The following is a 23,943-nucleotide window of genomic DNA, read 5'->3' on the forward strand; positions in this document are numbered from 1 at the left end:
CTGAATATTAGACCATTAACAGTCTTTATGATTTGGTGCCGCAATGCGTATCATTGCATCCCACATGGGAAGAATCGATTTCGACAGATTTGTGCTTGATAACGGACTCACGGTTATCGTTCATCAGGACACCACCACACCGTTGGCGTGTTTGAACATCATGTATGATGTGGGCTCGCGCGATGAGAACCCGGACAGAACGGGATTTGCGCACCTTTTCGAACATCTGATGTTCGGTGGCTCGGTCAATATTCCATCGTACGACTCTCCGTTGCAGGTGGCGGGCGGATCCAATAACGCCTTCACCTCCACCGACATCACCAATTATTACATCACGCTTCCAGTTCAGAACCTCGAAACGGCCTTTTGGCTGGAAAGTGACCGCATGCTCAATCTCGCATTCACGGAAAAAAGCTTGGAGGTGCAGCGTAACGTGGTGGTGGAAGAATTCCGACAACGGTATCTCAATCAGCCTTATGGCGATGTTTGGCTACTGATGCGGCCGTTGGCATTCAAAAAGCATCCGTATCAATGGGCCACCATCGGCAAAGAGGAAAAGCACATTGAGGAAGCCACCATGGCTGATGTGAAAGCCTTCTATCAACAGCATTATCTACCCAAGAATGCGGTGATGGTGGTGGCAGGAAACGTGGAGACCGACCAAGTAAAGGTGTTGGCAGAAAAGTGGTTCTCTCCCATTGCAAAAGGTGAAAAACCGATTCGGAAACTTCCGAAGGAGCCTGTTCAGAAAGCTGCCAACCGACTGGAAGTGGAGCGACCAGTACCGCTGGATGCGATCTACATTTCGTTTCACATGTGCGGGAAATCGGATGATGATTACTGCAAGTGGGATCTTCTATCGGATGTGCTTTCTGCTGGAAAATCGAGCAGGCTGCAGCAACGATTGATCAAGGAGAAACGGATCTTCACTTCTGTAAACGCCTTTGTAATGGGCGAACGCGATCCGAGCCTGTTCACCATTGCAGGACACATCTCGCAGCAGCACAGTATTGAAGAGGCCGAGGCTGCCATTTGGGAAGAGATCGAGCTCCTGCGAAAACAGAAAGTGGACAAGAAGGAATTGGAAAAGGTGAAAAATCAGGTGGAGGCCAATCACGAATTCTCGCAGATGAACCTATTGAACCGCGCCATTGGACTTGCTTACCATGAATTGCTTGGCGATGCCGATGGTGTAAACTCGGAAATGGAGAAGTATATGAAGGTGAGCACGAATGACCTCCAAGAAATCGCGCAACAGTATCTGACAAAGGAGAATTCCTCTACCCTCATTTACAAACGGAAGAACGATGCTTGACAGAACACTACAACCGAATTTCGGCAAGATCGAGAGCATCGACCTGATGGAGCCGAAGGTGCGCCACCTCGATAATGGAATCCCTGTTTTCAGCATTGATGCGGGCGAACAGGAAGTGCTGAAAGTAGAACTGGTATTTGATGCTGGAACCGCTTCGAGCGATAAGCTCTTGGTGGCTTCTTCCACAGTAAAGTTGCTGACCGAGGGAACTGAGAAGCGCTCGGCACAGGAAATTGCCGAAGACATGGATTTTTATGGTGCGCACCTCCAAACAGAGATCGGGCACGATGACGGTTCATTGGTGCTATACACGTTGAGCAAGCATCTGAAAAACACCATTGGAACGCTTGCAGAAACATACGCTGAGGCCAATTTCCCAGAAAGAGACCTGGAGACTTTCCTTCTTAAACACAAACAGGAACTGTTGGTGAATGAGGAGAAGGTGGGTTATCTCTCAGCTCGCGTGTTCGGCACAGCACTTTTCGGAGAAGGGCATCCGTACGGACGCTCGGCATATTCCAAAGATTATGAAGCGGTTACCCGCAACGACCTTGTGGATTTTCATGCAGCCAATCTTCAAGGCCGCATCAAGTACATTTTCCTTGCGGGAAAGCTTGACGGAGACACCATCCAGCTGTTGAACACCTATTTCGGACAGACATCAAGACAACCGATTCCGAGTACTGAGGTGACGGTTTCTCCTCAGGATGAACGCACATTTCATGTAGAAAAGGCAGGCGCGGTTCAGAACGCCATCAAGATCGGACGCGTGCTGTTCAACCGTACGCATCCCGACTACATAGGTATGCAGATCCTATCAACGGTGCTTGGGGGCTATTTCGGCTCAAGACTGATGGACAATATTCGTGAAGACAAAGGCTACACGTACGGAATCCGTGCGGGAATGGTGAGTTTGAAACACAGCGGGTACTTCACCATTTCCACAGAAGTGGGCTCCGATGTCTGCGCTCCGGCACTTACCGAGATCTACCGCGAAATCGAGCGACTGCGGAAGGAACTGATTCCATTGCATGAACTGGAACTGGTTCGAAACTACATGCTCGGTTCTGTGCTGAAGAGCATTGACGGACCGTTCCACATTTCGGAGAAGTGGAAAGGCTACATCCAGTACGGCCTTGGCATGGATGCCCATCACGACCTTGTAAAGCAGATCCGGACCATTACATCCGAACGGCTACGCGAACTTGCCAACCAATACCTTCAACCGAACGACCTTGTACAGGTGACCGCAGGCAGCAAATTCCAAGATTGAAGCAACTTTTGGATGACCGAAGCGTTCTGTTACCGTGCTAAAAGTCCCAAATGCAGCGGACAATAAATGGTAATTTAGCGCATTATGTCTGTGGCGGTTCAGATGAGAGGTTTCAAGAAAGTTTTCAGCGCATTCTGGGTGATGGCGATTCTGGTCATCACGGCCTACACGAACACTTCCGCATCTCATATAAAAAGTGGCGACATTACATGGGAATGTCTCGGTAACGGATCGTTCATTTTCCGTGTAAGGCTTTTTCGCGATTGCACGCAGCAACCGGTCAATACCGCGAATCAAAATTTGAATGTTTCCAATTATCCGGGCGGTCTTACCATTCCGTTACACTTGGCTTCAGGATACCCGATCGACCGTACCGACCCAAGTTGTGGTGTCAGTTGCTCATCACCGGGAACCGGTGAACTGACCGCTGAAGAATGGTTATTTGAATCGGACCCCGTTACATTGACGGGAACACCACCGGCCAATGGTTATCAGTTCAGCTACAATCTCTGCTGCAGGGGAACGGTTGACAACATCGTCAACTCAAGTAATGTGAATCAGTATTACGTTGCCACCATGTACCCATACAATGGCAACGATCTTAGCAACTGCTATGATTCAAGCCCTCAGTTTGCCGAACTGCCCACTACAGCCCTGTGTTCCGGCTATGAGATGCGGTACAACAATAACGCGGTGGACCCCGACCTTGATTCTCTTTCCTATCAGTTAGTTCAAGCACTTGGCGACCAAGGTGTTCCTGTAACATACGAATCGGGCTATAGCGCAACATCGCCTTTGCCGGGTCCCAACCCGATAACCATCGACCCGACCACAGGTCAGATAGAATATGCTTCATCTGCAAGTGTTACAGGAAAATGGACCGTTGTCATTGCCGTTGACGGCTGGCGATGCGGGCAGCGCATATCACGCATTATCAGAGAGATGAACGTGACCATCGTTCCCTGTAGTGGCAACAATCCGGTGCAGGTGGCTGCTCCGGTATGGTCTGCTCCCGCAGGAGCCTCTGGATTCTCGGTTTCTGTGCAAGCGGGCGACCCCGTGAGTTTTACTTTGACGGCAACGGACAATGACCTCATCAATGGTGTTCCTCAGACCATCGACTTTACGGCAGCTGGTTCGCAGTTCGATGCCAGCGTTACCGGACAACCGAACAGTTGCGTGGCTCCGTGCGCCACACTTTCCAATGTAAGCCCACCATATTCAGGAACCGGAAGCGTCTCCACAACCTTCGATTGGCAGACCACCTGCGACCATGTTGGAATTTTTGATGATTGCGGAAAGTTGACCAACACCTACAATTTCCTGTTCACATACAAAGACAATTTCTGCCCTGCAAGGGCCATTACCACGGTTAACGTTGCGGTAACGGTTATCGGAGAACCTATTATTGAAAGCCCTACGCTCCATTGTGCAAGCACGGATGCAAATGGCAATATCACCCTGAGTTGGGAACCCGTAGTGGACAATAACGTTCCGCAATCGTTTGTGGAGTATGTGATCTATCACAGCACCTCGCCCAACGGGCCTTTTCAGGAAATAGGTACGGTGAGCAACATCAGTTCGGGAACGTATGTGCATGATGGCACCAACGCCACTCCGCCTACCACGTCAGGTCCCAACTACTATTACATCAGAACACGTTCCGGCTGCAACGATTCTGTTTTGGAAGCTCCGGTAGACACCATCTCTTCCATTTATCTCACCCTGAACAACACGGGAACCACGGCCGAGTTGAGTTGGACACCTGTTGCTACCCCTCCGCTGGCATCCTCCAATGGAAATGGGCAAGGACTTTACAAACTGTATCGGGAATACCCTACAAACACATGGTCTGAGGTCACCACTACGTTTAATCTGAGTTATACCGACCCGGTTATCTGGTGCAACGAACAGGTCAATTACCGCGTGGAGTTGACAGATAATCTTCCCTGCACATCGGTTTCCAATGTGGTAGGTGATGTTCTGAATAATCCGGCAACGCCAGACCCTCAACCGATAGATTCTGTAACCGTTGACCCAGTTACTGGTTTGGTAACCATATGCTGGCCTCCGAACACCAGTCTGAATGTGGTAGAGTACAACGTCTATTGGAACCCAAACCATTTTACTTGGAATCCGCTTACAACCGTACAGGGATATAATACAACATGTTGGACTGACCCGAACCCCGCTGCCCAAAATGGCCCGGTCTGGTATCAGGTTACAGCTACAAACAATTGCAATGAAGAGGGCTTACCTTATGGTTCTGGTGTGGATCAGACAGATTACCATGAGACAATGTGGCTTCAGGGGAACTATGTCCATTGCGAAAAGACGGTAGAACTCCAATGGAACCCTTATCGATATTGGCCAGAAGGCGTAAAACAATATGAGATATATGCGTCTTTGGACGGTCAGCCTGAAGTAAAGGTGGGTATCGTTCCAGACACGGTAAGAACCTTCACACATACGAATCTTCAGGAAAGTTCGAAATACTGCTACTACGTCCGAGCTGTGAAAAACGCACCAACCCGTATTACGAGTACTTCGAGTGATACGTGTTTCGTCATCTACGTCCCCAAACGCCCAGACTACCAGTACAATTACAACACCACCGTACAGGCGGGAAATACGGGAGTGGAAGACTACATCTTCATTGACAGCACTTCTGGCTACAAGGGGTTGGAGATTCAGCGTGGACTCGACCCTGAATCCATGAAATATCTTTGGTTCATTCCTTTCGACCCGGCAACCCGTTATTATCAGTATACCGATGTAGGCGCGCGGCCAGAATACCACAGCTATTATTACCAGATCATAGGAGTGGACAGTTGCCAACTATATGCTGATACCATGAACATGTCGCGCACAATTTATGTGGAGGCCGTGGCCAATGCGGACCGCACGAACGACCTGCAATGGAACGAATACGAAGGTTGGATCGGAGGTGTGACCTCATACAATATCTACCGACAGATAGGAGGCCTGGGTGGACCTTTCGACTACCTGACCACGGTTCCGTCCAGCCAACTGACCTATAAGGATTCTGTTGTAGAGATCATTACCGGAGATGGGAATTTCTGCTACTACATTGAGGCTGTTCAAGGCGTAGGAGCATCGGTGGGTCCCGTGGTGGCTCCGCCAGACCCTGTGGTCTTTATGGAAACCAGCCGCTCCAACGAAGCCTGTGCCCACCAGACACCGAATGTGTTCATTCCCAACGCGTTCATGCCCGAAGGGGTGAACAACATCTTCAAACCTGTAACGGTGTATGTGGATTATGAGAGTTATCTCTTCCAAGTATATAACCGCTGGGGAGGAAAGATATTTGAGACCACCGACCCCGAGCAGGGTTGGAACGGAGACAAGGCCGATCAGGGAGCCTACGCGTACTACATTCGATTCGTATCCGCAAGCGGAGAGTCTTACAGCAAACGGGGTACGGTAACGTTGATCCGTTAGTTCACTACGCTATCGTTTACCTTTGCAGGCAACATTTTCGGATGAAAGAAACAGCTTTTACGATTGCCTTCATGCTATTCATCGCACTTGGTGCGGTTGCTCAGAATGCCCATTGCGGTACATCGGAAAAGATGCAGGAGCTATTTGGTGCCGACCCATCCTTGGCAGAAAAACGTAAAGGAATTGAGGAATTTACTGCCCGATGGACAGCTGAGAACCAGATGAATGTGAACCGCGATGTGGTGACCATTCCCGTAGTAGTGCATGTGGTTTACAACACTCCGTTACAGAACATCTCCGACACGCAGATCCAATCGCAGATTCAGGTGCTCAATGAAGACTACAGAGGCCAGAATGCCGACATTTCGGGTGTTCCGAGTGTGTGGACAAACTTGGTGGCCGACTGCGAGATACAGTTTGCCTTGGCCACCTGCGACCCGAACGGCTATGCAACAAACGGAATTACCCGAACCCAAACAGATGTTAGCAGTTGGAACGGTTCGGATGACGTGAAAAAGACCGCCCTCGGTGGCCACGACCCTTGGCCAACATCAGACTACATGAACATCTGGGTCTGCAATGTAGGCTCCGGTATTCTGGGCTATGCCTACCAGCCAGGGGTAAGTGCCTCGCTTGACGGAGTGGTTATCGGGTACAAGTATTTCGGTCGTCCAAGTCAATCATCCACTTACAACAAAGGCAGAACAAGTACGCACGAGATCGGTCATTACTTCAATTTGGATCACCCTTGGGGAACAGGAACAGACAATATCAATTGCACGGCCGATGACAACGTGGCCGATACACCTATAACCGAAGGGCCCAATTACGATTGCGATGTCTCTTTCCCACACATTACATGCAGCAACGGCCCCAATGGCGATATGGTGAACAACTACATGGACTACGGAGACGACCCGTGCATCTTCTTTTTCACCAACGGACAGAAGGCACGGATGCTTGCGGCCATCAATGGTCCGCGGCAATCGCTTTTGAATTCAAATGGGCTCAACCAATGCCCGCTGGGCTTGGAGGAACACGTATTGGAAAGTTCCATCAACGTCTACCCCAACCCGGTAAGCGATGCGCTTTTCGTGCAATCCGACCAGCGGGAGAACCTGCTTGCCGACATCCGCATCATCGATCTTTCGGGAAGGGAAATACTGAATCGCGCCAATGTGCGCCTCGGCCATGCGGCCACTTCTTTGGATGTATCGCAACTTTCTGCCGGAACGTATGTTCTCGAAATACGCTCGCAGCGCGAACTGCTCACCCACAAATTCAACATTATCCGATAAATGAACACCAACGGACTCGACCACATTCTCAACAGCACCCTCGACAAACCCTTTAAGACCATTGCCGAAAAGGTGATGAACAAGGAGCGCATCTCGTTCGATGAGGGCGTTTTTCTGTACGAGAAGGGCGAACTGGGCTACCTCGGTTCGCTGGCCAACCACATCAAGGAGCGCATGCATGGAGACAAGGTGTTCTTCAACCGCAACTTCCATGTGGAACCGACCAACATCTGCGTGTTCGACTGCAAGTTCTGCTCCTACTCTCGCCTGCTGAAACAGAAGAATGAGGGCTGGGAACTTTCGGAGGATGAGATCCTGCAAATTGTGAAGAACTACGAGGGCAAGCCCATTACCGAAGTGCACATCGTGGGTGGCGTGCATCCTAAAATGGGGCTTCATTATTTCGCTTCGCTGATAAAAAAGGTGAAGGAGATACGGCCCGACATCCACGTAAAGGCATTTACGGCCGTGGAGTTGGAATACATGTGCCGCAAGGCCAAGGTGAGCTACCGCGAAGGGCTTCAAATCCTGAAAGACCACGGGCAGGATTCGCTGCCAGGCGGTGGTGCCGAGATCTTTGATGAGGCCATCCGTGCCGAAATATGCAACGACAAATGCACCAGCGAGCAATGGCTGGAAATGCACCGCACCGCCCACCAATTGGGCATGCCGAGCAACGCCACCATGCTTTATGGACACATCGAGAAATTCGAGCACCGCGTGGATCACATGGACCGCCTGCGAAACCTACAGGACGAAACTGGAGGATTCAACACCTTCATTCCGCTCAAGTTCCGCAATGGTGACAACCAGATGAGCCACATCCCGGAGGTGAGCACCGTTGAAGACCTGCGCAATTATGCCATCGGTCGTATCTATATGGACAACTTCGGCCACGTAAAGGCCTACTGGCCCATGATCGGGCAGCAGACCGCGCAAATGAGCCTTGCCTTTGGCGTGGACGACATTGACGGCACCATTGACGACAGCACCAAGATCTACAGCATGGCCGGGGCCGAAGACCAGAACCCCGCACTGACCACCGAACAACTGGTGGCCATGATAAAAGAGGTGGGCCGCCACCCCATTGAGCGCGACACGGTTTACAATACCGTGACCGACTACATGAACTATGACTTCGCTGCAGAGGCAGCTAAAGCATAGACATGTTACGCATCAATTGATGTTGATGGGTCCCTTCGGTGGTCGGTTTATTCTCATGTCGATGACCTTTACAGGACACGGCAGTTCCTTCGATAAAAGCACATTGGCCATATCCTCTGCCTCTGCCAGCGAAAAGTTTCCTGTAATGGAAGAATGTCCACCTGCTATTTCTCCCTGAACGGTGGGAAATGAATACACCTTACCATCTTCGATGATCGCAATGGAACGGTGAATATTGTTCCGCGTCAGGATCATCCATTCCCGTGCTCCTTCATCATTCATCCTCATGCTTATGCCGGGCATTTTCCCAAACGCATCGAACTCAACTTCGGCTTCAGCCACACAGGAACCGTCCAAAGCCGGGCCATTGGTTCCGGCCGTTGTTTTGATGGCAACGAGTTGATATACCGGATCGGGTTCCTCAGGATCAAAGGGTTTTGCGGTCTACCGAAATCGGAGGTCGGATGGAAACAATGCCACGATCTCCTTCTTTCGAAGGTACCCGCTTACCTTGGCCGTGTCTGATTGCTTGGTATAACCTACCACCGGTCCGGAAAAAAGTCCGCTATCGTTTGCTGCTGGCGAGAGACTTACAAACAGCGGATTGTTCTTCTCTATCAACGACATGGAACGGGAATCTGCACCGGCCGTGGTATCGGTACCGAACTTCTCCAGAAGTGACCCTTCAGGCGTGTCATTGCCATCAGAAGTTTCTTTCTTCGGAATCAACCGAAGCAATTGCCTGTTCGCCTCCTCCAAATAACTGAACACCTCCTGGTTCTCATAGGTTTCCCAAAAACCAATGTTCCCTTGTCGGCCAACCAGTTTGGCGGTCCTGTCCGCATCGGTCAAATGAATGAGGTTCAAGCGGACCCGTGAGCCCTCCACTCTTATCTGAACATCATTGCTTTCTACTCCGAGCTGTTTCAGTCGGGCAGAAATGACCTCGGCCACAGCATCGGCACAATTGCCACTTCCGCCCGACCGCGAGCTTACGCCAAGGGTCATTTCCAGCCGCTCTTCTCCCTTCTTTGGAAGCAGGTCGCAACTGCCTATCATACAAGCCAAGATGACAAGCAGCAATAGCATACAACTGAATCTTGGCCTTTGCATATCAGTCGTTAGACCCAAAGATCTTCTTCTTCAATGTGGCGAAAGCACCTACTACGGCCACGGCAATGATCTTCCAGAACTTGAGCAGAAGTGCGAAGAAACCGGCCTTGGCCAGCACCTTCCCGGCTATCAGACCACCAATGCCGTAGGCAGCCACCTCATCCATATCGGGGTTGAAGTTGCTGTATCTGTGCCCTTCGTTAAAGCTCACGCTGCCCAGAATGTCGTCAATGTCGTTCTGCACCATCGGCAGAATGCTGATGTCACCTATAGCGTTCATATTGAGGTAACCATAGCGGCCAAGGATGCGGATGTTGTAATTGAGCGTGTTGGTCTCCTCATCCTCAAACTTCAGTTCCTTGGCCCAATGCAGTTTCTTGTTCTCCTTGTCGTAGAACGGAGGTGAGGCCCATCCCACCAGTTCAATGGTCGGGTATCCGGCCTCAACGCGTTGCGGGTTGATCTCCTTCATGTCGCTCTGCATCTCTTCCAGCAGGTCGTCATAGTCGATGTCCTCTGCATCATCGTCATCAATGTAACCGTCCTTGGAATAAGACACCTCCACCGCATAGGTGAAATTCTCGCTCATGGGCGATACTTCTTCTGGAAAGAGGAGTCCGAGGCATTCCGATGGCGGGTTGCCCCAGAGGTCGGTAAGCACGTGTTGGCTCTGCGCTGCATCCAAAAACTTGTAGCCCTCGGGCACGGTGATGGTGGCCGTACCATCGAGCAGATCAACGGTGCCGTAATTGTAGGTGAAACTGCCGTTGATGCTGTCAAGAACGGATTGTACGTCCACCACTTCTTCGAGCAAGGTGGTGTCTTCCTGTGCAAAAGAGACGGAGGCGGTTGCCAGTAGAGCAACCAAGCAAGTAAGCTTTTTCATGAGGTTGTTGGTTGATTGAAAGAGAATGTTTATCTGGTCGACAAGATAGAACAAAGTGACAAAAGGTGGAACCCGAACCATCTTCAAAAACACCAATCATAAGGAGTACACCACCTACTTAGCGAAGGCCAACAGCGGTTGGCTGGTCGAGAATCGAAATAGACAGAAATCCCGATCATGAAACATAGGAGGTGTCCATAACCTCATTGATCTTTCGGAGCTTACCTCCTATCAGCAGCAATCTTGTCAGTGAATAGCGCGGGCTTGTGCGGGACTTTCGTGGGCTTGTCCAGGAATTGAACCGTCTTGTCCGTGAATCGAACCGTCTTGTCCGTGAATCGAACGGGCTTGTCCATGAGTCCCTTCTTTGTCTCCTCCGTTGGCTTCTGTCTCATGTCGGTACACTTCTTTGTAGTAGTGGAACACTTCTATGTAGACTTAGAAGTAAACCTCTTACACAAAGAACCCAACGGGGGCGATGATGAAAAGAACGAGGTGTAAAGTTGCCGGGCAGTCCGGTTCCTGTCAATCGGGTATTCTATTGAAAGACAATAGGCCAAATGGATTCATTTCAATCCATTCATTTCAATGGAAAACGTTGGATTGAATAAGCCAAGAAATACATTGATACGATGTTGTTTTTTTAGATAACTTCATGTTCATGATTTTCAACATTATCAACCAACATTCTTCAATATGGAAAAAGAACTGCAACCATCGTTGAATTTGACAACCTACATGGTGGACGGAAAAAAGCTTACCGAGTGTCAGATGCGGATCATTGGCCTATCGGTAAAGGGGCTGATGCGCAAGGAAATGGCCGAAGAGCTGGGCAAGAGCAGGCATACCATTGATACGCACCTCGACCGCATTTACAAATTACTGGACCTGCACAGCGACAAGCAACTTACAGCCTGGGCATGCGCAATGGATTTGATGAGAACGGCCGCTTTCTTGGGAATGAAATACTGGTTTTAAAATGATCGGCAAATGATCAAAATGATCATTCGCAAAGTTACCCTGAGCGGGAATTCCTCTTACCAACTCACCTCTGTCCCCGCAGGCCGGAGAAGAGGAAAGCTCCGCGCAGAGCAGGGGTGGGTTGAATATGGTCCATGGTCGGATGGAGGATGATCGATTGATCGCCAACAAAAAAGGAGCAAGACACCTTGCTCCTTTTCACATACGCCTTATGTATTTCGGCTTTTACAGCAGTTCCTTTTCGATCACCTCCTTAAAGGCAGGTTTGGGCAGCGCACCGGGCTGCATCATGGGCATGCCTTCCGTTGGTATGAAGAGGATGCTGGGTATGCTGCGGATTCCGAACACGGCCGATAGCTCCTGCTCTACTTCGGTATCTACCTTGTAGATGTCCACCTTACCTGCATACTCGGTGCTCAGTTCCTCCATAATGGGCGCCACCATTTTACACGGGCCGCACCAGTCGGCATAGAAGTCGATAATGGCGGGACGTTCCCCTTTGTATTTCCATTCCTTGGAAGCGGTATAATCGAAAATATCGCTCTTGAATTTATCTGCTGTCAGTTTAATAGATGTCATAATGATAATGGTTTGGTTACACCACAAAGGTAACGTGCGCCTCTCCCCGCCCCTGTGATACGGGTCACAGCCAGAGATGAGGAGGGGTTTGGCAACAGGTTGAAGTACTGGCAGGTTCTTCTTATGTCATAGCTTTGCGGCATGCCACGTGCAGCCCTTCTGTTCATCGTACTGTCTGCTATGGCTGCCTGCCAGCAACGGCAGGAATGCAGCAGTTCCAAACCTCTGAATCCCAACGGAGATTCGGAATTGGCCCTGCTGATGCGTGATATGTTCACAGAATCCGACAGCTTAAAGCAATTGGTAGTGGACGGCAAACAGCTCTCTGGGTTACGTAAGTATCAGGAGATTCACTCCGCCATACCAACAGACGCAACGGTTCGTGGCCCCGTGTTCGATGCCTTTGCGCAGAACTACATCGCATCCATCAAGGCTCTGGAAGCATCCGATTCGGCCAGCGTGTTCAACTTCAACCACATGGTAGACCAATGCATGAACTGCCATACCGAGTTCTGCCCCGGCCCCAAGAAGCGGATCAGGAAGCTGTATATTGAGGAGTGAGCAATTGGCCACAAGCCTCAAGAATTCCTCATTGCCAGTAGCTAAAGGCTAATAGCTAACCGCTAAATAATAGGCTGATCCAAAAACAGCATCGGGTGGCCGTTCACCTCCGAGCGCTTTTTGAACTGCTGTAACTTCTGCTCATCGTTGCAGATGATGAAGTAGGCATACTGGTCATCCAACAGGCTCTTGTTGATGTCGTAGTACTCGTCTCCCTCCGAAGTGGAAATAACAGTGACCCCTACCCCCGACTCTTTCCAGTATTTGTAGCAGAGCCCTTTGAGCAGTTTCTTATAGTGTTCCGGTTTCCCGATGCCCATCATGGGTTTGAAGAAATGCTTCATGATGCCCGATTTCTGCGCCAGAATGAACACGCCTTTCGGATTCACGATCTGGAATGTGAGGAACTCGCCCCAGTTCATGGCCGTGCTGGCGCTGAGAATGTTCCCGCTGGCATCCAAATGCGCATACACCCCGCTTGTGGGCGAGTAGGCCTTCATGCTCAGCATCAGCTTCTGAAATGCTTCGAACGTAAGGTGGTTGTAGAACAGATACTTCTTCATTTTGGCATGCATCTGTTCGTAATACTTACGCAATCGTGGCTCATCGTTGGTTATGTCCACCAACTTCTGGTATTCCTTTTTGCTGCCATACAGGCGGTTTATTTTGGAATACATGGTAAACGGCAAACGCTCGTAGTATTCGCCATGCAGATGCGTGTTGCGGTGCAGCGCATCCTTAATGCTCTTGTTCTCCTTGCCCATGCAGGCAAAGCAGAAATTGACCCCGTTCTGGTACACCAGATGGTGCAGAATGGAGAACATCAACGAGAATATCTTCTTTCTTCGGTAGATCTTCACTCCGTTCTCGGCATGTTCGGTAACGCGAAGCATGTTGTAGTAATACCCCTTCTCGATCTTTGTCTCATCCTCGTAAGGGGCAAAATCGAACTCATTGGCGTGGATGTAACCCACAATGCGGTAATCCTTGGCCTCTTGCTGCTTGCCGTACACATGGATGGAAAGCACAATGATGGCATCGTAATTCACCGACAGAATGGACTCCGGAATGTTGTAGAACAGGCTCTGGAAACTCATCTTCCCCCCACCCGACTCGTTCTGGTGGTTCTCTGCCACCGCAATTACCTCTCGGCATTGCTCCAAGAAGTTCTCTTTATCGGGGTTGAGATTGAAATGGTCCAGTACCGGACCGATGTTCTCCATGTAGGCAATTGGGAATGAGATGAGCAGCAGGTCTTCCTCAAAAGTGTCTTCCGATGCAACGAGCGATTCGTTCACATCGAACTTGAAAAGACCGCCCTCCGTTCGGCCGTTCTTGATGTGAAAATAGGGTCTACGCTTGTCAAAAACGTCTTTCAGTTCCTCCAGCGTTGGAATGTCTGTGGATGTGATTGTCATTCCACGAAGAAAGCAATTTGCTACGACCCACCTCTTGACGTATTCGTATATCACCTAAAAAGCAGCCCGTTGCAAGCGCAGGAGCATCTTGCAACGGACTGCTTCTCTAAACGCCCGGTCTATCTTACTTCGACCTTGCGCGTGCTTATTTGTCCATCAACATTCATCTTAAGAATGTAAAGCCCACGGGCCAACTGCCCCACAGGGATGGTGAGGTTTGTGAATGCACCGTTCGGGGCATGCTGGAAGACCACTTTCCCACTTGCATCCATCAGCAGGATGTTCTGCATGTTCACCGGGGTTTCGGCACGTAGGTTTACAAACTCGTTGGCCGGATTCGGATATACATTCACCGTTGCTGCATGCTCATGCTCTATGCCCAATGCCATGGTTACGCTCACATCTCCAGTAGCTTCGCAAGACCCATCATCCACCGTAACGGTGTAAGTGGCATCTGCATTCGGAGTGACCACAATGGAACCGGAAACCTCTCCACCGGGAGACCATGCATAATTGAGGCCAGCGGGGTTCTCTACCTCGTAATGCACAATGGTGTTGAGCATACGTGCAGGATAAACACCATCGAACGGATAGATCATTCCAGTACCCGACCTGACCGTAAGGTTGGCATCGGAATTCACAACATCCCCAACCGCTGTAGTATTGGTGTAGTTAAGGTAACCGCCATCAGTTCGGGTAATGTAAAACGCCATGGTCTGTCCGGGGGCCAATGCAAGTGGAGATGTAAGCGGTACGTAACTGTCCTGCTCTTCTACCAAACCCGATGCAGAACCAACGTTGGTCCAAGCACCCGAATTTGTCTCAGAGCCAACGAACGTGCCGGTCTTGTAGAATATTTGTACATCGGCTGTAGAACTGAGCGCCATCGGGTAGACTGAGAAACCGTTGATGACCAGCGCGTTTGTTGCGGCCACATCGAACATGGCCCCGTTCTGATTGTTTCCGCCAGTGAACATGGTTCCCAGCCCTGTGGTCTTGGTCACGGTGGTAGTAATGGTGCTGGCCTCATCCCAACCGAGCACGGTTGGTGTTGCAGTTGCTTCCACCCTATAATCATTGACCGTTAGAATTGTACTTCCCTTGTGTGTTGCACTGCCGTAATCTGCGGCAGCAATGATGCCCATGCTTCGGCTAATGGTATAATCTGCGGTAACATCGGTACTCACATTGTCCGACCAGGTAATGTTGGTCAATACAGGCTCATAAATGACCTGTCCGATAAAATCGCGCGGGGTGAATGTATCTGCAAACGGGTATGCCTTTCCAACACCTGAGTTGATGGTGAGATACACATTCGCTGCCAGTTGCGTACCCTCTACCGTACCATTGGCATACTGAATAAATTGATTGACCGCATCTGTACATGTAATATAGAATCCCAAGGTCTGCCCAGGAAGGATGGTTAGGTCGAGGTCTATTCCCGTGTTGACATCGGTTCCCGTGGCAATACCTGTAGAACTTCCAAGTAGCGTCCAGCCTACACTGCTGTTCTCAAAACCAGCATAACTACCTGTGCGGTAGTAAATTTCGAAGTCCGTGTCGGCCTGATTCACGTTTACAAGGAAACCTTTGATGACGGCTCCTTCAACGCCAACTACATCGAACATGACACCGTTGTGCTGATTGGTGCCCGTGGCAGAACTTGCCAAATTCAATTCAGGGCTGACAAGTGTAGCCGTTACGGTCTCACCTACGCACGCAGTACTCGTACTGAGCGTTACAGTGGGGTTCTGTGCGTTGGTCCAAAGCATCGCCATGGATGCAGCTAATAGGGTAAAGATCTTTTTCATTGTCGAAGTGTTTAGGGTTGTTTATTGATATTAATTTGCGCGCAACATGAGGTTTTTGGCATGTACTCTTGTTCACTTTTTCAATAGCGAAATTGGATGGCGGCATAGCAGAAACCGATGATTTCGGTCACTCCAAAAAGTGATTGAATGTCAATTGACCGATGTTGAGCCTATGAAGATTTTCAGCACGTTACGCTCGCCAGTCTCTTTACAATGCACGCATTGCTTTTTTAATAATTTTGCGGGAAATACATTCAGCCATGACATTAAAAGGAGGCTCATTTCTAATTGAGCAGGGTAACCCGAAAGACATCTTCATCCGAGAGGAATTTACCGAGGAGCAGGTGATGATCGGAGATATGGTAAAGGATTTCTGTATTCAGGAGATCCAGAACCCGATAAAGGAACGCGGCCGCGAATTTGAAGCGGAGAAAGACCGCGAAGAAATTGTGAAACAACTGGAGAAGGCTGCAGAACTCGGTCTCTGCGGTGTGGCCATCTCAGAAGAGCATGGCGGCATGGGGCTCGATTTCAACACAGGACTGATCTTCTCAGAGGCCATTGCCTTGGGGCTTTCCTTTGCCACCACCATCGGTGCGCAGACATCCATCGGCTCTTTGCCCATTGTCTACTACGGCACCAAGGAGCAGCAGGACAAATACCTTCCTGGGGTTGCATCGGCACAACTAAAAGCAAGCTATTGCCTTACCGAGCCTACCGCAGGATCGGATGCCAACAGCGGGAAGTCGCAGGCCATCCTCAATAAGGAAGGCACGCACTACATCCTGAATGGACAGAAGATGTGGATCACCAACGGTGGTTTTGCAGACATCTTCATCGTGTTTGCCAAAATTGATGACGATAAGAATCTTTCGGCCTTTATTGTAGAGAAAGCATTCGGAGGCATCACCATTGGTGCAGAGGAAAAGAAACTCGGTATCAAAGGTTCCTCCACCGTGCAGGTATTCTTTGAGGATTGTCCTGTTCCTGTAGAGAACCTGCTGGGCAAGCGTCAGGAAGGTTTTTCCATCGCGTTGAACATCCTTAACACAGGCCGCATCAAATTGGCCGCAGGAACAAACGGAGGCGCCAAGTTCGCATTGGAGCAGGCATTGACCTACGCCAAGGAGCGCAAGCAGTTTGAAACACCCATTGTGGAGTTCGGTGCCATGCAGCATAAACTGGGCGAAATGGCCTCCCGCATTTTCTGTGTGGATGCTGGAGTTTTCCGCGTGGGCCGCAACATTGACCTGAAGCGCGAGGAACTGAAAGCCGCTGGAAAGACCATTCAGGAATGTAAACTGGAATCCATTCGCGAATACGCCATCGAATGTGCCATCCTGAAAGTGAAAGGTTCTGAGAATGCCGCATTTGTGATCGATGAGGCGTTGCAGATCTATGGCGGCATGGGCTATTCTGCCGAGGCAGGTATTGAAATGGGCTATCGCGATGCTCGTATCACGCGTATCTACGAAGGCACCAACGAGATCAACCGCATGCTATCGGTTGCCGAGTTGACCAAGCGCGCGCTCAAAACAAAGGAGATAGACCTTATCGGTGCTGGAAAGAAGGTACAGAGCCGCGTCATTTCCTCCGTCTTCTCTGGAACAAAGTCTGGAGCAGAGGAAGAAGCTCGTATTGTTCAGGCCATGAAGGATACCTTCCTTTTCCTTTCTGGTACGGCTGGAAAAAAGCTTGGCAAAGCGATGGTGGATGAGCAAGAGATCGTGATGAATCTGGCAGACATTCTTGCCGATGCGTTCGTTTGCGATTCAGCGCTATTGAAAGTTCGCAAACTCGAATCAATGGGTGGTGATAAGGCGAAATTGGCCATCCAGCGCAAGATGATGCAAGTGTATCTGTATGAAGCGTTGGGACGTGTACGCAAGGCAGCTCACGATGCCGTTGCCAGCTACGCCACGGGTGGCGAAAAGAAACGTGCCAATTACCTCATCAAGAAATTGCTGAAGCACTACGATATCAACCCGAAAGCACTTCGAAGAGACATCGTGACCTACTTGGTACAGGAAGGGAAATACCCTTTCTAAAACTTACTGCATGAAAATGAAAAGGGCGGAGTTCAGTGAACTCCGCCCTTTCTTTTTCGCATACAATTGGTAGTTATTCCTTCACGAATTTCTGGATCATCTGTTGTCCATCCATGGTTTCCAATCGAAGTAGATAGGTACCGGTTGTAAGACCTGAAACATCAATAGTGGCAGCACGGTTTGCCAAGGACTCGTTCATGACCATTTTGCCGTCAATCGAAAAGATATGCGCCTGACTGAACCGAAGGCCATTCTCGTTTCCAATTCTTATCGTGTTCAACGCTGGGTTTGGGAAAACCGATACACCAAACTCAGTTGCGTCCTCAATACCTTGGGGATACGTATAGTAAAGGTCGTCTACAAACAAAGCGGAACCTTCCTGCGGAGCGGTATTTGTTCCTGAACCAAAAAGAAGAAGTACCGTATCAGGAGTTTCGGTACTGTAATACTCGAAAGGAAGTTCGAAGTTTACAAAAGCTCCGGATGTGCCAGTAATCACCGTGTCGATAGTAGCAATATTGTCTCTACTATTCATAACGGTGTTCCATTTGGTGAGACGTACATTAAAGAATGCCGTATCGGTGCTTATGGGGTCGAATCGGAACCAACCTCCAAAACTCATGGGGCGCGAGTTCATGGCAGAACCTCCTTCGATGCTCTGGGTCTGAACATTGATCATTCCATTGGTAAGAATGGCTGGAGTGATGCCGATACCCGTGACGCTGGTTGTTACCAATTTAATGGCGGCAGTACCTGAATGGTATTCTCCAGAGGCATCAGCTTTGTAGGCTAATTGGGCACCCAGTGCCGAAGCAAGGGGATTCAACGTTGTCCAGTTGACAGGGTCGTCATATTGCGGATTGAAATTCCACTGTTCAAACCCCGCATTGGCAATGGTGTCCTGCTGGGCAAAGCAGTATACGCTTAGAAGAGAAACAATGATGGTAAGTAGATTTTTTTTCATCTGTGAAATGGTTTTTAGTAAGGCACGAAAAAAGCCAGTATTGATTGATCTTGAAGTAAGTACAATGACAAAGGAATAAAAAAATTGATTTTCAAATGCACGCATTGTATTTTCGTGTCCCCCAAATCTTACTGTCCAAATAAAATGAAGAACAAGTACTATTTATTATTCGCACTCTTGTTAACTGGCTCATTCAAAAGTGTTTCTGCACAGGAGACCTTCGCCATGATCCACCAGATGCTTCAAACCCGATGTAGCGGCAATGGCTGCCATAATGGAACCTCGTCCACGTTCAATGTGGATCAGAGTGCATCTGACCTGTATGCCGATCTGGTAAATGCCGACCCTCTCAATCCTACGGCAGCGGCCAAGAACAATAAACTCATCAAACCCGGTTACCCTACGCGCAGCTTTCTTCTAAGAAAGGTAGCCCACGGGTTGAGTGATGTGCTGGCGTTGGAAACGCCTGCCGAAGGCGCTCCGATGCCCGATGGTGGTGGTCAGTTGGCAGATAATGAGGTGGAACTCATCAGACAATGGATCATCTTCGGTGCCCCCGAAACAGGTGCTGTTGTAGATACGGCATTGATCAATACCTATTACCGCGAAGGTGGTATCAACGATACGTATGCAGACCATGCCGCTCCTGCCGAAGGCGAAGGATTCCAAATGTATATGGGACGCCTGTTCGTTCCACCTTTGAGCGAACACGAATATTACATGAAGTTCGATCCGCAGATAGCAACCGGAATTGAGGTGACCAAGGTTGAAACCTTCATGCCGCAACAGACCCACCATTTCGTGATCTACTCTTTCAATCCGGGGGCAGATGCCGCTTATGTGGACGGACTTCGGGATGCTTACGACCCTGGCGCACAGAACTCGCATGCGGACATCAAGAATCCGATTGCCACGGGTCCTGGCGCATGGAACTATGACCTCCCTCCCGGCACCGCCTACTTCTGGCCTGCTCATACAGTTTTTGATATGAACATTCACATCAAAAACTCAAGTACAGACAGCATTCTTGCTACCGATATGTACATGAATGTATACACCCAAACTGCGGGAACCACACAGCATTACATGCAGATCAAACTGTTCCCAGATCTGGATATTTCTATTCCACAGGACAATCAGGAACACATTTTCACACAGGTTGCGGATGACCAGAATGCCACTCACATGTGGAAGGTATGGAACCTGTATACGCATACGCACAAGTACGGAACCATGTACAATGCTTATGTTCGAAATCCTGACGGCAGTAAGGGTGAGCAACTTTACAATGGCAATTACAGCTATGAATTAGGTTTTGACGCTGGCTATTACAGAACGGGGCCGGAGGTGACCTTCCGTTACTTCCCAGACAATGACCTATATGAGATCGACCCGCGTCTTGGCATTATCCACGAAGCAGGGTTTGTGAACACAGCAGGACCGGATCCTGTAAACTGGGGACTCACATCGGACGATGAAATGATGGTATTGGGAGTCCAGTTCATTGAAGGTGAGACATTGACCGGAATTGAAGAGGCCGCACCGATCGAGGGACTTCGTATTTACCCGAACCCGACCAACGGCAACTTTACCGTCAACTTCAATCTATTGGAAAGTGCTGATGTGAACATTGAACTGATGGACATGCTTGGAAAGCGGATTGCCACGCTGCCCGGTCAGAAGAACGTAAATGGCATGTACTCACAAACGTTCGATGCAAAAAGCCTGAACCTGAAACATGGCATGTACATGGTGAAGATCACCGTGAATGGCGCTTCCGTTACTCAGAAATTGATGCTTACGGAATAGCGACCCTTACTTTAGAATCCACAAAGCCGCCAAGGAAATGAATCAATTCATAACTTGGCGGCTTTGATGTTTATCCATTCGAAACCTTAGCATGTTTGACCAACTTTTGGCAGAGGCCCAACGCGTCACTACCGAGTACCACATTACCGAACTGATGATCTATGGAGGTCCGGCCTTCATTGCACTCATCATTCTGGAGATCATCTTCAGCCTCAAATACAATCCTGAACTCTATAAGTGGAAAGATCTGGCAACCAGCGGAACCATGGGAATTGGAGCGGCTGTTTTGGCTGCGGCTGCTAAGGCGTTCTCTCTCCTACTCTTTTCGATTGTTTACGTCATATTCAACCCGATCGGTGAAAGCGGTGTTCGGGAGAATGTCATGTTCGGGTGGCAGGCATTCGGACTGACCACATGGTACATCTGGCTCATCTGCCAGGTGCTGGACGACTTCAGTTATTACATGGTGCATCGCGCCAATCATGAGGTACGTGTGCTCTGGGCCGCGCATATCGTACATCATTCTTCCGATCATTTCAACTTGGGAACGGCTGTAAGAAATGGTTGGGTAACGTTGTTTTACAAACCGTTCTTCTATATGTGGATCCCTGCGTTGGGTTTTCACCCTATCATGCTCATGACCTGTTTGGCCATCGAAGCGTTCTGGCAATATCAGTTGCATGTGCAATGGATGCCGCGGTTGGGTTTCTTGGAAAAGATCTTCAACCTGCACAAGCATCACGAAGTGCATCATTCTTCAGATGTTGAATATCTTGACAAGAACCATGGGGGGTACCTCATCATCTTCGATAAATTGTTCGGTACGTTTAAAGATAAGGACGATGAAAAGCCTGTGAACTACGGTGTACTTCATCCACCTAATTCCTACAACCCTGTTACGGTGCTTACGCACGAATACGTGAACATCTGGAACGATGTGAAAGAGGCCAAAACCTGGAAAGGTCGTTTCATGTACGTTTTCGGTCCTCCGGGATGGCGCGAAGACGGAACGGGTAAGACCGTAAAGGAGATGCAGCAGGAACTACAGGAGCAACGTCAGAAAACCGCTGCCTGATAATTTTCTGTAAATTGCTCGTTGTGATTACGGGCAATGAGATTCTTTGTAATTCTATTTCTGGTTCTTAGCTGTTCTCGGACAAATGCCCAAGACGCGACTTTCTCCCAGTATTTCAGCAATCCCATCTATCTGAATCCTGCGTTTGCGGGGTACAATGGTTGTCCGACCATCCACACATCCTATCGAAATCAATGGCCGCGTATTGCCGGCAATTACCAAACAGCCAATGTCTCTTACGATATGTTGCTGGGCAAACGCCACGGAATCGGCATCAACTATCAATACGACAATGCCGCGAAAACGCTTGAGTCACATGGTCTGAGCGTGATCTACGCTCCCGTTTTTCGTGTGTTCAATAAGCAACTTGCCATCAGTCCTGCAATTGAATTTGGCTGGGGATACCGAAAGCTGAATACTGGAAATCTGACATTCGGAGATCTGATCGATCCGAGATATGGTTTCTATCCTGCAGATCAGAACCAGGCAAAGAACCAAAAGAACCTTTTCGATCTTAATACAGGTTTACTGCTAACATGGAAAGGGCTGGTAACCGGGTTTTCAGCCCAACATGTTACACAGCCTGATGAAGGTATTGCTGGAACATCAAAACTTCCCGTAAAACTGACAGGACACATCAGTTACCAATTCAATATTACCGAACAGATAAAGATATCCCCGGCTTTCATCATCCTGCATCAACAGGATTTCGACCAAATACTGCCGTCCATTTCCTATGAGGCGTACGGTGCGCGTATTGGCGTGGCCTACAGAACAAGTTTCACCAATCCGGATGCGGTGATCTTCATGATCGGTTACCGAGGTTATGGCGTAAAAGTGGGTTACTCGTACGACTACACCGTTTCTTCCCTGACAAACAATACAGGAGGAAGTCATGAAGTTTCGCTCGCCTATATTTTCAAATGCAAGAAGTCAGAATTCCGAAAAGGTGTACCGCTCATCAATTTCTGACAGACAACTCTTCCGATTTCTTGGCTAATTTGCCGCATGGCAAAAAAAATAAACGAGGTGTTCTCCATTTTGGAGATGAGAGACATGGCAAAAGCCAAACTACCTTCCGTGATGTTCGATTATTTGGAAGGTTCCGCTGAAGATGAACTCACGTTCGATTGGAACCGTGAATCGTTTCAGAAATACGAGTTCGTTCCAAGAACCTTAAAAGACGTCAGCAAGATCGATCTTTCCACTTCGATTCAAGGTGTTCCGGTTGAACTTCCAGTTATCAGCGCACCTACGGGCATGTCGCGCATGTTCCATTGGGAAGGTGAGAAAGCCGTTGTCCGCGCCACACACAAGGCAGGAACGGCCTATTCACTCAGCACGGTTTCCACTACTTCCATCGAAGATGTAGCGAAGGAATCAAAAGGTCCGCTGTTCTTTCAGATCTATGCGTGGCACAACCGTGAAATGGTACTCGATTTTATTGAGCGTTGCCGCCAAGCAGATTATCAGGGATTGATGCTGGCCGTAGACCTTGCCTCGTTGGGCAAGCGTGAACGCGACCTGCGCAACGGACACGGACGGCCAGCGGTACTTAGAAAAAACACGGCACTCGGTGCATTGAGCAAACCCGAATGGCTTTTCAATTTCCTCACCAAGCCCAAGATGCGCATGGCCAACATGGTCGATCATCTTCCGCATGGTGGCGATGCGTTGAAAGTGGTAGACACGGTCAATGCACAGTTCCGCGCAGATGTTTCTTGGCAAGATCCCGAGGACATGATGAAACAATGGAACGGCAAGTTCATGCTCAAAGGAATTCAATGCGTGGAAGATGCGGTGAAAGCTGCTGAACTCGGTGTTTCAGGCATTATCCTCTCGAACCACGGTGGCCGCCAACTGGACGGAGCGCCTGCCGGAATGGACATTCTCCCCGAAGTGGTGGCAGCAGTTGGCAAAGACGTGGAAGTGTTGGTGGATGGTGGCATTACCCGTGGTTCGGACATCATCAAAGCGATTGCATTGGGTGCCAAGGGCTGTCTTATCGGTCGCGCCTATCTCTACGGATTGGCTGCTGGTGGCGAGGCCGGTGTAACCCGCGTTTACGACATTCTACGTGATGAGATGACACGCGTGATGCAATTGATAGGATGCTCATCAATAGCAGAACTGGATGCCAGCTACGTTAAACGGCATGTAAAATAGATGACAGTCTGTGCCTTGAG

General features: G+C 49.4%; 19 protein-coding genes. 12 read left to right on the plus strand and 7 right to left on the minus strand.

Features of this window, described 5'->3' with window-relative positions:
- The first annotated feature begins 64 nt into the window (after nt 1-64).
- From GC178_04255 to mqnE, 5 genes are all read left to right on the plus strand, one after another.
- Complete coding sequence (locus GC178_04255) at nt 65-1,315, plus strand: insulinase family protein (GenBank protein MBI1286771.1); 1,251 nt, start codon at nt 65-67, stop codon at nt 1,313-1,315.
- Nucleotides 1,308-2,588: an insulinase family protein gene (locus GC178_04260; protein MBI1286772.1), complete on the plus strand. Its 1,281-nt coding sequence runs from the start codon at nt 1,308-1,310 to the stop codon at nt 2,586-2,588. Before GC178_04255 ends, GC178_04260 begins: the two co-directional genes overlap by 8 nt.
- An 84-nt stretch (nt 2,589-2,672) precedes the next feature.
- Entirely contained in the window at nt 2,673-6,050 is a 3,378-nt protein-coding gene (locus GC178_04265; GenBank protein ID MBI1286773.1) for a hypothetical protein, read from the plus strand.
- A gap of 41 nt (nt 6,051-6,091) precedes the next feature.
- A complete protein-coding gene (locus GC178_04270; GenBank protein ID MBI1286774.1) occupies nt 6,092-7,348 on the plus strand; it encodes a T9SS type A sorting domain-containing protein in 1,257 nt (418 codons plus the stop codon).
- Complete coding sequence (mqnE, locus tag GC178_04275) at nt 7,349-8,512, plus strand: aminofutalosine synthase MqnE (protein ID MBI1286775.1); 1,164 nt, start codon at nt 7,349-7,351, stop codon at nt 8,510-8,512.
- Between the two features lie 12 nt (nt 8,513-8,524).
- Here the strand turns inward: mqnE and GC178_04280 are convergent, their stop codons facing one another.
- The 3 genes from GC178_04280 to GC178_04290 form a co-directional block, all read right to left on the minus strand.
- The gene (locus tag GC178_04280) at nt 8,525-8,854 is read right to left on the minus strand and encodes a hypothetical protein (protein ID MBI1286776.1); all 330 of its coding nucleotides are present in this window, start codon (nt 8,852-8,854) and stop codon (nt 8,525-8,527) included.
- 102 nt (nt 8,855-8,956) lie between these two features.
- Nucleotides 8,957-9,601 (minus strand): hypothetical protein, encoded by a 645-nt coding sequence (locus GC178_04285; protein ID MBI1286777.1) that lies wholly within the window; start codon nt 9,599-9,601, stop codon nt 8,957-8,959.
- Nucleotides 9,602-9,626: 25 nt separating this feature from the next.
- The gene (locus GC178_04290; protein MBI1286778.1) at nt 9,627-10,511 is read right to left on the minus strand and encodes a DUF2167 domain-containing protein; all 885 of its coding nucleotides are present in this window, start codon (nt 10,509-10,511) and stop codon (nt 9,627-9,629) included.
- Nucleotides 10,512-11,207: 696 nt separating this feature from the next.
- Between GC178_04290 and GC178_04295 the strand changes: the two genes are divergently transcribed.
- The gene (locus GC178_04295) at nt 11,208-11,489 is read left to right on the plus strand and encodes a hypothetical protein (GenBank protein MBI1286779.1); all 282 of its coding nucleotides are present in this window, start codon (nt 11,208-11,210) and stop codon (nt 11,487-11,489) included.
- Between the two features lie 228 nt (nt 11,490-11,717).
- On the opposite strand, the gene trxA is transcribed toward GC178_04295, so the two are convergent.
- Nucleotides 11,718-12,071, minus strand: coding sequence for a thioredoxin (gene trxA / locus GC178_04300; GenBank protein MBI1286780.1), 354 nt, complete (start codon nt 12,069-12,071; stop codon nt 11,718-11,720).
- A gap of 141 nt (nt 12,072-12,212) precedes the next feature.
- On the opposite strand from trxA, the gene GC178_04305 reads away from it, so the two are divergent.
- The gene (locus tag GC178_04305) at nt 12,213-12,632 is read left to right on the plus strand and encodes a hypothetical protein (protein MBI1286781.1); all 420 of its coding nucleotides are present in this window, start codon (nt 12,213-12,215) and stop codon (nt 12,630-12,632) included.
- 62 nt (nt 12,633-12,694) lie between these two features.
- Here the strand turns inward: GC178_04305 and GC178_04310 are convergent, their stop codons facing one another.
- Both GC178_04310 and GC178_04315 read right to left on the minus strand, forming a co-directional pair.
- On the minus strand, nt 12,695-14,050 hold the full coding sequence (locus tag GC178_04310) for a hypothetical protein (GenBank protein ID MBI1286782.1): 1,356 nt from the start codon (nt 14,048-14,050) through the stop codon (nt 12,695-12,697).
- A 119-nt stretch (nt 14,051-14,169) separates the two neighbouring features.
- Entirely contained in the window at nt 14,170-15,861 is a 1,692-nt protein-coding gene (locus tag GC178_04315; GenBank protein ID MBI1286783.1) for a T9SS type A sorting domain-containing protein, read from the minus strand.
- A gap of 260 nt (nt 15,862-16,121) precedes the next feature.
- On the opposite strand from GC178_04315, the gene GC178_04320 reads away from it, so the two are divergent.
- On the plus strand, nt 16,122-17,909 hold the full coding sequence (locus tag GC178_04320) for an acyl-CoA dehydrogenase (GenBank protein ID MBI1286784.1): 1,788 nt from the start codon (nt 16,122-16,124) through the stop codon (nt 17,907-17,909).
- 73 nt (nt 17,910-17,982) lie between these two features.
- On the opposite strand, the gene GC178_04325 is transcribed toward GC178_04320, so the two are convergent.
- Nucleotides 17,983-18,978, minus strand: coding sequence for a T9SS type A sorting domain-containing protein (locus GC178_04325; GenBank protein ID MBI1286785.1), 996 nt, complete (start codon nt 18,976-18,978; stop codon nt 17,983-17,985).
- 39 nt (nt 18,979-19,017) lie between these two features.
- Between GC178_04325 and GC178_04330 the strand changes: the two genes are divergently transcribed.
- From GC178_04330 to GC178_04345, 4 genes are all read left to right on the plus strand, one after another.
- Nucleotides 19,018-20,682 carry a T9SS type A sorting domain-containing protein gene (locus GC178_04330; GenBank protein MBI1286786.1) on the plus strand — a complete coding sequence of 555 codons (1,665 nt, stop codon included), beginning with the start codon at nt 19,018-19,020 and terminating at the stop codon, nt 20,680-20,682.
- A gap of 154 nt (nt 20,683-20,836) precedes the next feature.
- Nucleotides 20,837-21,757, plus strand: coding sequence for a C-5 sterol desaturase (locus tag GC178_04335; GenBank protein MBI1286787.1), 921 nt, complete (start codon nt 20,837-20,839; stop codon nt 21,755-21,757).
- Nucleotides 21,758-21,793: 36 nt separating this feature from the next.
- Nucleotides 21,794-22,729, plus strand: coding sequence for a type IX secretion system membrane protein PorP/SprF (locus tag GC178_04340; protein MBI1286788.1), 936 nt, complete (start codon nt 21,794-21,796; stop codon nt 22,727-22,729).
- Nucleotides 22,730-22,765: 36 nt separating this feature from the next.
- Nucleotides 22,766-23,923, plus strand: a complete 1,158-nt coding sequence (locus GC178_04345; protein MBI1286789.1) for an alpha-hydroxy-acid oxidizing protein — start codon at nt 22,766-22,768, stop codon at nt 23,921-23,923.
- Nucleotides 23,924-23,943: the final 20 nt, after the last annotated feature.

The sequence above is a fragment of the Flavobacteriales bacterium genome, from assembly GCA_016124845.1.
Lineage (GTDB): Bacteria > Bacteroidota > Bacteroidia > UBA10329 > UBA10329 > UBA10329.

What these genes read in the sequence shown, in the direction of transcription:
- GC178_04330 (MBI1286786.1), top strand. Translation starts at nt 19,018, where the DNA reads ATGAAGAACAAGTACTATTTATTATTCGCACTCTTGTTAACTGGCTCA.
- GC178_04305 (MBI1286781.1), top strand. Translation starts at nt 12,213, where the DNA reads ATGCCACGTGCAGCCCTTCTGTTCATCGTACTGTCTGCTATGGCTGCC.
- GC178_04270 (MBI1286774.1), top strand. Translation starts at nt 6,092, where the DNA reads ATGAAAGAAACAGCTTTTACGATTGCCTTCATGCTATTCATCGCACTT.
- GC178_04290 (MBI1286778.1), bottom strand. Translation starts at nt 10,511, where the DNA reads ATGAAAAAGCTTACTTGCTTGGTTGCTCTACTGGCAACCGCCTCCGTC.
- GC178_04255 (MBI1286771.1), top strand. Translation starts at nt 65, where the DNA reads ATGGGAAGAATCGATTTCGACAGATTTGTGCTTGATAACGGACTCACG.
- GC178_04265 (MBI1286773.1), top strand. Translation starts at nt 2,673, where the DNA reads ATGTCTGTGGCGGTTCAGATGAGAGGTTTCAAGAAAGTTTTCAGCGCA.
- GC178_04285 (MBI1286777.1), bottom strand. Translation starts at nt 9,601, where the DNA reads ATGCTATTGCTGCTTGTCATCTTGGCTTGTATGATAGGCAGTTGCGAC.
- GC178_04335 (MBI1286787.1), top strand. Translation starts at nt 20,837, where the DNA reads ATGATCTATGGAGGTCCGGCCTTCATTGCACTCATCATTCTGGAGATC.
- GC178_04320 (MBI1286784.1), top strand. Translation starts at nt 16,122, where the DNA reads ATGACATTAAAAGGAGGCTCATTTCTAATTGAGCAGGGTAACCCGAAA.
- GC178_04325 (MBI1286785.1), bottom strand. Translation starts at nt 18,978, where the DNA reads ATGCGTGCATTTGAAAATCAATTTTTTTATTCCTTTGTCATTGTACTT.
- GC178_04310 (MBI1286782.1), bottom strand. Translation starts at nt 14,050, where the DNA reads ATGACAATCACATCCACAGACATTCCAACGCTGGAGGAACTGAAAGAC.
- GC178_04340 (MBI1286788.1), top strand. Translation starts at nt 21,794, where the DNA reads ATGAGATTCTTTGTAATTCTATTTCTGGTTCTTAGCTGTTCTCGGACA.
- GC178_04315 (MBI1286783.1), bottom strand. Translation starts at nt 15,861, where the DNA reads ATGAAAAAGATCTTTACCCTATTAGCTGCATCCATGGCGATGCTTTGG.
- GC178_04295 (MBI1286779.1), top strand. Translation starts at nt 11,208, where the DNA reads ATGGAAAAAGAACTGCAACCATCGTTGAATTTGACAACCTACATGGTG.
- trxA (MBI1286780.1), bottom strand. Translation starts at nt 12,071, where the DNA reads ATGACATCTATTAAACTGACAGCAGATAAATTCAAGAGCGATATTTTC.
- mqnE (MBI1286775.1), top strand. Translation starts at nt 7,349, where the DNA reads ATGAACACCAACGGACTCGACCACATTCTCAACAGCACCCTCGACAAA.
- GC178_04260 (MBI1286772.1), top strand. Translation starts at nt 1,308, where the DNA reads ATGCTTGACAGAACACTACAACCGAATTTCGGCAAGATCGAGAGCATC.
- GC178_04345 (MBI1286789.1), top strand. Translation starts at nt 22,766, where the DNA reads ATGGCAAAAAAAATAAACGAGGTGTTCTCCATTTTGGAGATGAGAGAC.